The sequence below is a fragment of the uncultured Flavobacterium sp. genome (genome assembly GCF_937967675.1).
GTDB lineage: Bacteria > Bacteroidota > Bacteroidia > Flavobacteriales > Flavobacteriaceae > Flavobacterium.
This window is the reverse complement of sequence record NZ_CALBSN010000155.1, coordinates 1-6,233: the sequence shown is the minus strand read 5'-3', so window position 1 is coordinate 6,233 and position 6,233 is coordinate 1. Positions and strand designations below refer to the sequence as shown.

The following is a 6,233-nucleotide window of genomic DNA, read 5'->3' as shown; positions in this document are numbered from 1 at the left end:
AAATGTCCTACGAATTAGCGGTAATCAAAATTGGTGATGTGGTGAACGAATGGACGTATTTGTTGCAAAACCGCAATCGTGTGGTATTGAAAAACATTGGCGAGATTTCGGTGAACAATGAAATGAATTGGGTTTTTGAACCAGCGAATACAGTAAATTATTTAACAGATTCTTTTGGATTAACTCCTTTTGTTTCTCCAGAAATTACAAGAGAAGTTTTAAAACAAGAAGTAGAAGCTTTGGAAGAAAAGGCTCCTATTATTTTTACTCCTGAAAGAAAAAGAGATTACTCGTATTTGAAATATGCTGCTATTTTTGTGGTGATGTTGGGCGCTGGTGGTTTTGGATATAAAACGTATTACGATCAACAAATTGAGACTAAAACTTTAGCGGTTCAGAAAAACGTACAAGAAAAAGTACAACAACAAATTCAAGAAGCGACTTTTGTAATTAGCGCTCCGGTTGAAGCCGTTGAATTAAGTGTAGCGGCTCCGGTTGAAGAAAAAATGCCTTATCATTTAGTTGCTGGTGCTTATAGAAGTGAAGTGAATGCTAACAAAGCTATTGCCGAATTAAAAGCAGCAGGTTTTGAAAATGCTAAGATGCTTCCTATAAACAAACACAATTTATATCCTGTGGTTTATGGAAGTTTCAAAAACTTAAACGAGGCTCAAACGGAAAGAAAAAACATTCAAAAATCGCACAATGCAGAGGCTTGGTTATTAATCGAATAAATTTTTAACATTTTGTATAAAAATTATTGAAATCCCAATTTTGGGATTTTTTTTTGCATTTAATTATCAAATTCCTCTTTATCTTTGCAAAAAAAACAATGCAACCAAAATTTCCTTCAGAATCGGTAACTACTTTAACCGACTTAGTTTTACCAGGTGAAACGAATCCTTTAAACAATTTATTTGGTGGTGAATTACTAGCGCGTATGGATAGAGCAGCGAGTATTACTGCAAGAAGACACTCCCGTAGAATTTGTGTAACGGCATCTGTGAATCACGTGGCGTTTAACAGAGCTATTCCTTTAGGAAGTGTAGTAACTGTCGAGTCTAAAGTTTCAAGAACATTCAACACTTCTATGGAAATTTTTATTGATGTTTGGATTGAAGACAGAGAATCAGGAATTAAAAACAAAGCCAACGAAGCGATTTATACTTTTGTTGCCGTTGATGAAACTGGAAGACCAATTCCAGTTCCACCAATTGTTCCAGAAACCGATTTAGAAAAAGAACGATTTGCCGCAGCATTAAGAAGAAAACAACTAAGCTTAGTCTTAGCTGGAAAAATGAAACCAAGCGAAGCAACTGAATTAAAAGCGTTGTTTGTGGAATAAATTGAGAACCTTCGGGTTCTTTTTTTTATTTTTGTAAAAAATAAAATCACATGTCATCATTTTATAAATTAAGCATTAAAGAAATCATCAAAGAAACGGCCGATGCGGTTTCGATTCTTTTTAATGTTCCCGACGAATTAAAATCGTATTACCAATTCGTTGCTGGACAATACGTAAACTTAAAAATTACGCTTGACGGACAAGAAATTAGAAGAGCATATTCCATTTGCTCTTCTCCAAAAAGTGGCGAGTTATGCATTGCTGTGAAAGCTATCCAAAACGGTTTCTTCTCAAAATTTGCCAATGAAAAATTAGCGGTTGGAAATGTAATCGAAGTAGGAACTCCAGAAGGGAAATTTACTTTCGAACCTAAAGCAGAACGTCAGAAAAACTATGCGGCTTTCGTGGCTGGTAGTGGAATTACACCCGTTTACTCGATTTTAAAATCGGTTTTAGAAGAAGAACCAAACAGTACTTTTGTATTGGTTTACGGAAATAAATCGGAAAAAGATACCATTTTCCACAACCAATTACACGATTTACAATTGCAATATGTTGGGCGTTTATTTGTGCAATACGTTTACAGTCAATCTACTGCTGATAATGCTTTGTTTGGTCGAATTGATAAATCAACGGTAAATTTTATCTTGAAAAACAAACATGCCGAAATGGAATTCTCAAAATTCTATTTATGCGGACCAGAAGAGATGATCAATTTGGTTTCGGATACATTGAAAGAAAATAATATTTCCGATTCAGATATTAAATTCGAATTGTTCTCTACTTCTTCAAGCGAAGGAGAAACCGTTGCAAGCGCTGATGGGCACACTAAAATTTCTATTTTAGTTGATGATGAAGAAACAACTTTCGAAATGAGTCAAAAACAAACCTTATTAGAAGCGGCTTTAAAACAAGGTTTAGATGTACCGTATTCTTGTCAAGGTGGAATTTGCAGCAGTTGTATTTGTAGAATTACAGAAGGTGAAGCGGTCTTGAAAAAGAACCAAATTTTAACCGATGCCGAAATTGCAGAAGGATTAACATTGGCTTGTCAAGCACATCCAACAACAGCTACGATTAAGATTGATTTTGATGATGTTTAATAGATTTTACATTACATTCTTTCTGACTTTTACTTTATTTTCTTGTAATCTTAATTTAGGACAAAATTTTAATAAATCTCAAATTAAAATCTTATTTGAGAAATTTAATAAACAAACTCAAACTCCTTTTAGTTATAAAATTTTAGAAGATTTTTTAAAGGATATTAAAATTGAAGATTTAAAAAAAGGTAAAGAGTTTGAAAAAGAAGTTCTATTTGAAAATTTTGATTGTGAATGCATGGATGTAATGAAAATTTCGTTCGATAAAACGTCTAAGACTTTTATTTTAAAGATCAATGAAGCTTCTTTTGTAAAAGACTTAGATTGGTGTCCTGAACATTCATATATTGGATCTTTTGAAATTAAAGAGAATAAAATTGTTAATACTGAATTTAATCTTGTTGCTGGTTAATAAGAAAGGAGCTAATTCAGCTCCTTTTCTATTTTTTCTATAATTGTATTAGGCAAAATCGTTCGCATCACATCTTCATAACCTTCTACCTTTTTGTTTCCATAAATGGAAGTTGGCAATAATGGATACTGAGTTCTATCCGAAGTCAAACAAAAATCATCGGGTTGATTAAACGGTTTAAAACCAGCATAAGGATGCGTTGCTCCCCAAAGTGTAATGACTTTTATGCCTAACATAGCTGCAATGTGCGCATTTCCTGAATCCATAGAAAGCATGACATCTAAATTGGAAATAACTTCTAATTCTTGCTTGAATTTTAGTTTTCCGGCTAAAACGATTACATTTTCATGTTGATTTTGTAATTGATTTAGCAACTGAATTTCTTTCTCGCCACCGCCAAATAAGAAGGTTTTATTGTTTTTATTTTCAGCTAAACCATCAATTACTTCTTGCATTAAATCCAAAGAATACACTTTACTTTCGTATTGTGCAAAAGGTGCAATTCCTATCCAATTTTGATTTTTAGCTCCTGTTATTGAAAGGATTTCTTCTGATAAAATCGCTTTTTCTGGAAATAATGGATTCGTCAAATCAATTGAAAATCCAAGTTGTTTGAAAGTATCAACATGTCTTTCAACCATTGGCTTCACTGGAGCAAAAACTTTGTTGGCTAAACTAGTTAATGCTTTCTTTTCAGCTCTTCCTTTATCGGTTGCAGCTACTTTTTTTCCGTTTAAAACGAATAAGGTTCGAACAACTTTAGAACGAAGTACATTGTGTAAATCGGCAACAAAATCAATTTTTAATTTTCGTAAATCGGAAAATAATCGAAGTAAGCCGATGAATCCTTTGTGTCGTTTATTCAAATCCACACCAAAGAAATTCACATTTGGAATTCCGTCAAAAAAAGGTTGAAAAAAAGGTCGGGAAACTACTGTGATTTTTACTTCAGGGTATTGCAAAACTAAGGCTCTCAACACAGGAACTGTCATTGCAACATCACCCATGGCTGAGAGCCTTATTACCAATATGTGTTTTGGTTTAGACATCAAATGATGACTATTTTTTATTTTGATACAACACTGGATTTAACTCCTCATCGTTGTACATTTTCATTTGTTTGTAGACTTTCATGTATTTGTCACCTGCTTCAATATCTTCAATTAACTGACTGATTGAAGTAAACATATCGTTCTTTTGGTCTAACAATACATTTAATTTTTCTTGACATTTTGCTCTGTGTTCAGCTGTAGCTTCTGCACGAGTTGCCTCTTCGTTCATGTGGTAAATCTTCAATGCTAAAATCGACAAACGGTCAATTGCCCAAGCTGGACTTTCCGTGTTGATTTTTGCATTTGGTTTTACTTGAACGTCTTTGTATTTATCTAAGAAATAACTATCGATGTATTCTACCATATCTGTACGAACTTGGTTGGAAGCATCAATTTTACGTTTTAAATCTAAAGCTGCAACCGGGTCAATATTTGGATCACGAACGATATCTTCATAATGCCATTGCACCGTATCTACCCAGTTTTTTGCAAACAACAAATACTCAATAGTTCCTTTTTCATAAGGATTTACAACGGGTTGATACACATCATCAATAATGTGATACGTTTTGATACTTTGTTCAAAAATGGGAAATGCAAATTCAGCAAACATAATTATCTCTTTTAAATTGCTACAAAAATAGCGATTTTTTGTACTTTTATCCTGAATTACAAAAAATAAAATCGATGCACATTCATTATATCTCCGAACAAAACAGTATTCTTAATCATTTTTTGGCGCAAATTCGCGATGTTACCATACAAAAAGACAGCATGCGTTTTCGAAAAAATATTGAACGTATTGGAGAAATAATGGCATATGAATTAAGCAAAACGCTTGATTACAAAAATATCGATGTGCAAACGCCTCTTGGCATCAAACACACTACTACTATTGCCGAACCTGTAGTTTTATGTTCGATTTTACGCGCTGGTTTAGCACTACATCAAGGCTTTATGAGCTTTTTCGATAATGCAGAAAACGGATTTGTTTCGGCTTATCGTAATCATTATGACAACGATGATAAGTTTGAAATTTTAGTGGAATATCAAGCTGCGCCGTCTTTCGAAGGGAAAAATTTAATTTTAATTGATCCCATGTTAGCTACTGGACAATCGTTGGTAGCCGTTTTACACAAATTACATTTGGAACAAAAACCTAAAGAAATTCATATTGCTGTTGTTATTGCAACTCCAGAAGGAATTGAATATTTAGAAAAAAACGTTCCTGAAAATTGTCACTTATGGGTAGCGGCTTTAGATGAAAAACTAAACGAACACAACTACATTGTTCCAGGTTTAGGTGATGCTGGAGATTTGGCTTACGGAATCAAATTATAATTGCATTATAAAGAAGAAAATTCCCAAACCTAATAAGGCATACACCACAATTTCTTTCACCCAATTGTTTTCAATTTTCTCTATAAAATTGGCTCCAATTATAGCTAAAGGTCCGAAACAGAACGCTAAACATCCGTTGTTTTTATTGGCAGAAAGTAAATAAATTCCAACTCCAAGAATAAAAGAAAACAAAATCGTTTTGTGAGACGATTGCATGTTCAGAGCTTTATTTGGTAAATCAAAAACATGCGTTACAAAGAAAAACAAACTTATTGAGGTAAATAAGGCCAAAGCAATTCGTTGGTAAACATTTTCGAAATAATAAAAATCAAAACTGATATACGTTTTATCTAACAGTGTACTCAATAGTGTATTGTCTAAAATACTATTCGCTAGAAAGAACAAAATGGTTACGGCAAATAAAGCGATGAAAGGAATAATCCAATTTCGGTAATCTTTTGAAACGTGAAGGATAATAGCAATGAACACCAAAACAATGTAAAAAATACTCCAAAAATGAAATAAAGCCGCTAGGAAAATCCAAAACGAAGCATCAAAAATTTTCTCTTTTGTTTGCAATAAAGATTTCAAGGAAATTAATCTTCTTAATGCCAAAAGCAATAAAAAGTTAGAAATAATGATGTTTTTATTCTGGAAAATAGAGGAAAAGAACAAAAGAAAAACAAAGAATAAAAATAACGCATAATTGTTTCCTTTGGTTAATCCGTTCTTAAGGGTAATGAAATTTAAAATGAATAATGACCCAAAAAGTAACAGATACAAACCAAATTCTTCAGCATAATAAATCCAATTAGCGTTAGGTTGTGCTAACGCAATTATCTTTACAGAAAAGAAAAAAAGCGATAGAATACCTACTACTAAATAATTAAATGGTCTTGTTTTACTAAAAATGCTTGCTAACATCCGAATATTTTATATTTTTGTGGTGTAAATATAATACTTTATCAAAATGAAATCAT

General features: G+C 32.7%; 8 protein-coding genes. 5 read left to right on the top strand and 3 right to left on the bottom strand.

What is annotated here, in order from left to right; genetic code table 11:
- From Q0075_RS10140 to Q0075_RS10125, 4 genes are all read left to right on the top strand, one after another.
- On the top strand, positions 1-734 hold a 734-nt coding region (locus Q0075_RS10140; RefSeq protein ID WP_297869401.1), incomplete at its 5' end, for an SPOR domain-containing protein.
- 98 nt (positions 735-832) lie between these two features.
- Positions 833-1,345 (top strand): acyl-CoA thioesterase, encoded by a 513-nt coding sequence (locus Q0075_RS10135; RefSeq protein ID WP_291110689.1) that lies wholly within the window; start codon positions 833-835, stop codon positions 1,343-1,345.
- Between the two features lie 50 nt (positions 1,346-1,395).
- On the top strand, positions 1,396-2,448 hold the full coding sequence (locus Q0075_RS10130; protein ID WP_297869400.1) for a ferredoxin--NADP reductase: 1,053 nt from the start codon (positions 1,396-1,398) through the stop codon (positions 2,446-2,448).
- On the top strand, positions 2,438-2,860 hold the full coding sequence (locus tag Q0075_RS10125) for a hypothetical protein (RefSeq protein WP_297869399.1): 423 nt from the start codon (positions 2,438-2,440) through the stop codon (positions 2,858-2,860). Before Q0075_RS10130 ends, Q0075_RS10125 begins: the two co-directional genes overlap by 11 nt.
- 11 nt (positions 2,861-2,871) lie before the next feature.
- Here the strand turns inward: Q0075_RS10125 and Q0075_RS10120 are convergent, their stop codons facing one another.
- Both Q0075_RS10120 and Q0075_RS10115 read right to left on the bottom strand, forming a co-directional pair.
- A complete protein-coding gene (locus tag Q0075_RS10120) occupies positions 2,872-3,909 on the bottom strand; it encodes a glycosyltransferase family 9 protein (RefSeq protein ID WP_297869398.1) in 1,038 nt (345 codons plus the stop codon).
- A gap of 10 nt (positions 3,910-3,919) precedes the next feature.
- The gene (locus tag Q0075_RS10115; RefSeq protein ID WP_194093615.1) at positions 3,920-4,525 is read right to left on the bottom strand and encodes a DUF4254 domain-containing protein; all 606 of its coding nucleotides are present in this window, start codon (positions 4,523-4,525) and stop codon (positions 3,920-3,922) included.
- A gap of 74 nt (positions 4,526-4,599) precedes the next feature.
- Here Q0075_RS10115 and upp point away from each other — a divergent pair, with 74 nt between their 5' ends.
- Complete coding sequence (gene upp, locus Q0075_RS10110; RefSeq protein ID WP_297869397.1) at positions 4,600-5,253, top strand: uracil phosphoribosyltransferase; 654 nt, start codon at positions 4,600-4,602, stop codon at positions 5,251-5,253.
- Here upp and Q0075_RS10105 read toward each other — a convergent pair.
- Positions 5,248-6,177, bottom strand: coding sequence for a DUF6427 family protein (locus tag Q0075_RS10105; protein WP_297869396.1), 930 nt, complete (start codon positions 6,175-6,177; stop codon positions 5,248-5,250). The two genes, upp and Q0075_RS10105, sit on opposite strands and share 6 nt — an antisense overlap.
- Between the last annotated feature and the right edge of the window lie 56 nt (positions 6,178-6,233).

Excerpts from the sequence above, each read along its gene's own strand:
- Q0075_RS10115 (WP_194093615.1), bottom strand. The coding sequence starts at position 4,525 with ATGTTTGCTGAATTTGCATTTCCCATTTTTGAACAAAGTATCAAAACG.
- Q0075_RS10135 (WP_291110689.1), top strand. The coding sequence starts at position 833 with ATGCAACCAAAATTTCCTTCAGAATCGGTAACTACTTTAACCGACTTA.
- Q0075_RS10105 (WP_297869396.1), bottom strand. The coding sequence starts at position 6,177 with ATGTTAGCAAGCATTTTTAGTAAAACAAGACCATTTAATTATTTAGTA.
- Q0075_RS10120 (WP_297869398.1), bottom strand. The coding sequence starts at position 3,909 with ATGTCTAAACCAAAACACATATTGGTAATAAGGCTCTCAGCCATGGGT.
- upp (WP_297869397.1), top strand. The coding sequence starts at position 4,600 with ATGCACATTCATTATATCTCCGAACAAAACAGTATTCTTAATCATTTT.
- Q0075_RS10125 (WP_297869399.1), top strand. The coding sequence starts at position 2,438 with ATGATGTTTAATAGATTTTACATTACATTCTTTCTGACTTTTACTTTA.
- Q0075_RS10130 (WP_297869400.1), top strand. The coding sequence starts at position 1,396 with ATGTCATCATTTTATAAATTAAGCATTAAAGAAATCATCAAAGAAACG.